Annotated in this window: 1 protein-coding gene and 3 pseudogenes; 2 read left to right on the top strand and 2 right to left on the bottom strand. The window is 47.3% G+C overall.

Going from position 1 to position 3,080, the window contains the following annotated elements; translation table 11 throughout:
• Positions 1-203 (bottom strand): annotated as a pseudogene (locus ENTHG_RS26225) (NAD(P)-dependent oxidoreductase); the annotation flags it as partial.
• A 204-nt stretch (positions 204-407) separates the two neighbouring features.
• Here ENTHG_RS26225 and ENTHG_RS23265 point away from each other — a divergent pair.
• Positions 408-938 (top strand): annotated as a pseudogene (locus ENTHG_RS23265) (TetR/AcrR family transcriptional regulator); the annotation flags it as partial.
• 226 nt (positions 939-1,164) lie between these two features.
• Here ENTHG_RS23265 and pdxR read toward each other — a convergent pair.
• A pseudogene (gene pdxR / locus ENTHG_RS23260) lies at positions 1,165-2,543 on the bottom strand (MocR-like pyridoxine biosynthesis transcription factor PdxR).
• 109 nt (positions 2,544-2,652) lie between these two features.
• Here pdxR and ENTHG_RS23255 point away from each other — a divergent pair.
• The coding region (locus ENTHG_RS23255; protein WP_202595308.1) for a GNAT family N-acetyltransferase at positions 2,653-3,080 on the top strand (428 nt) is incomplete at its 3' end.

Raw genomic sequence — 3,080 nt, 5'->3', positions numbered from 1 at the left:
TCTCCCAGACCCAAATCCGCTGAATTCATATCAGGTACTACAGCTTGTGCGTTGCGAATTTCAGTTGCAGAGCGTTGCGCTTTGAGTAAATCGCGCCCAGCTATCAGCAGAGGGACGTCAGGATAAGTAGCACGTAGTGCCCGTGCAGTCTGCTGACCAATTGAACCTGAGCCACCCAATAAAAGGATAGGTTTGAACGACATAGGCATGTTTCCTCTTTTACGTGATAAGCTACCAATAGTAAGAAGGATAGTGCCTGTTATGGAATTAATCTACTTTTAGTAGGTTGTCGTGTTTTTTGTTGCTGAGTGAAAACAGAATGATGAAAAAAACGAATGCCCATCTCCCCGCATCTCCGGTAAAAAAGATTAACCAGAGCCAAACGGCGTCAGCAGCTTCTTGAAACGGCGCTTCTGATCATACGAGAGGAATATCTGGATAGCCTGACTCTGGGAAGGCTGGCCGAGCGTGCAGGCGTTTCCAAGCCTGTGGTTTACGACCATTTCCCAACACGTTCAGCACTGTTAATCGAACTGTACAGATGGATCGATACAGAACGGGTCAGAATCTTCACTGATATGATGTCAAAAGCACACAAAAATGCTCAGGAAACCACAGAAGTTCTGGCAAGCACCTACATCCTTTGTGCCGCAGATAAAAAAGGCGAATTTCACGTAATCGGTGCTGCGCTGGCAGGTAGCCAGGAAAAAGAGGTCGTTTTCCAGGAGTTGCTGGATAATTGCGTCGAGATGTTTGTCTCAGTTCTGACGCCGCATGTCGATATAACGCCAAAACGGTTAAAAAGACTTTGTGAAGGGCTTGTGGGCGCAGGAGAAGCGCTGTCCGTGGCGATTTCGCGGGGGCGTATGCAGCATGCGGAAGCTGTTGAAGCCTTCGCAACGCTTATCAAAGGTGTTTTACGACCGAATGAAAAGTGAAAAGCTTTAATTCCTGCAATGCAGTTTCTGACGAAAGGCAGAGGCTTTTGTTATATTTGCTGACATCATTACTACTTACATTGCTATAATCTCATCAGTGTTCGCTTTCTTCTGTTGTACATGAGTTTGTAGACCGAGTATTTCCTGATATCATCACCCTTATTTTCCATCAGGCACCGGTACTTGCAGACAAGCGGTTATATTTCACGCATTTTTATCAAAAAGCTTAAAGGTGCATGAGCTCCAGTGTTTTTTCCTGAACACGCTGCAAAATTTTCTTTGCCTCTTCGGTTGAACGAATATTAGTGTATCCAATCACTAACCCATAACGTTTCTGTGTCTGCGCATACCAGCCCGAAAGCGGCCGGACGTAAAGCTCGTGCTGTGTCCATAATGCAGCTAATGCAGTATCTTCAATGCCACGTTGCAGAAAGGCAACAATATGCATCCCACCATCTGTAAGCTCAAATTCAAATACCCCTGGAAAGCAGGTTTCAATTGCCTCAAGCATCATGCGGCGTCGTTGCTGGTAGAGTAAGCGCATTTTTTTATATGCCGGTAGAAGTGCCCTTCGCTAAGGAATTGCGCAAGGATCTTTTGCGGCAATAATGGCAGACCCGTTTCAAGGATTTCGCCCAGTTCACTGAAACGGGCTACCGTCTCCTGTGGCATTACCATATAGCCGATACGCATAGCTGGCATTATCGTTTTACTAAACGTACCGGTATAAATAACCCGGTCATGCATATCGAGACTTTTTAACGCCGGGATTACTTTTCGTGTGTAATGAAACTCTCCGTCATAGTCATCTTCGATTATCCAGCTTCTGTTTTGCTGTGCCCAGGCCAGCAACTGATGCTTACGTGGTAATGAAAGGCTAACTGCAAGCGGGCTTTGATGAGTGGGTGTAACGATAGCGAAGCGTGCATCGTTGTGATAGCGCTGAAGATAATTAACATCCATGCCCTGCCGATCAACAGGTATATAGTGCAGGTTGGATGCCATTCGCTTCAATAATTGCTGACCATAAAAGTAGCCAGGATCTTCAAACAGCACCTTATCGTCAGGCTGCGCAAGTACAGACAGTATTAACCGTAAATTGGCACGATAGCCGCTGGTAATAAAGATTTGCTCCGGTCGGCAATTCAGTCCTCTTGAAATATTGAGATAACTTGAAATGGCCTCACGTAGTGGCTGAAAACCCATTACCGGGGGCATGAGCATTTCTTCCGGACGAAGACTTCGCGCCGATTTTCCCGATATAAGTAACCATTTTTTATGGGGGAATTCATCCAGAGCAGGGATTCCGAGCCGCAGATTGCCCTTCCTTTCAGTAACCATTGTATGAGGTGAACGAGACGGTACTGCATTGTCTGCGCTGACCTTTGCGGTCAGCCTGAGCTCCGAATTTATATAGGTCCCCTTAGCTCCCAGACTCACGAAATAGCCTTCCCCAGTAAGAATTTCATACGCGGTTTCCACTGTTTTTCGCGCTACCTGCAACTCGCTTGCTAGCGAACGAATCGAGGGAACGCGCGCCCCTGGTTTCAAAAGGCCGTTCTGAATTTGCTGACGATAGCGGGCATAAATCTCTTTGTACCCCATGAAATGCACCCCTGTATGTCCTGCCAATTAAGGCGAATAATGGCCCTTTTTAACCAGACATACAAGATTAAGCTATGGCCATTAACTAAGCCACTCAATATGAGGCGTCATGAAGATTGAACATTACGACACCGCGACTGACCTTGCCCGATGCTTTGCGCTGATGCGGGAACTACGCAGCAAACTGACGAATGAGAAACAATTTATCGCCCAGGTACAGCGCCAGCAGGTGCAAGGCTATCGGCTTGCAGGACTGGAGCAGGATGGCAAACCAATAACGCTGGCCGGTTATCGACTGCTCGAAAATCTTATTCACGGGCAATTCTGTTACGTCGACGATCTGGTAACAGTGAGCGAGGCTCGCGGTCAGGGGATGGGTGCAACCCTGTTGCATCACTTAGCGGTGATCGCACGTGAATACGGTTGTGGTCAGATGGTCCTTGATACTGCCATTAGTAATTCGGGAGCCCAGGCATTTTANCAGCGTATCGGATATACCCCCCTGGCCTGCACTTTTATCGCGATCTCACCTGAGGG

The sequence above is a fragment of the Phytobacter massiliensis JC163 genome (assembly GCF_000321045.1).
GTDB lineage: Bacteria > Pseudomonadota > Gammaproteobacteria > Enterobacterales > Enterobacteriaceae > Phytobacter_A > Phytobacter_A massiliensis.
This window is presented reverse-complemented; position numbering and strand designations above follow the sequence as displayed.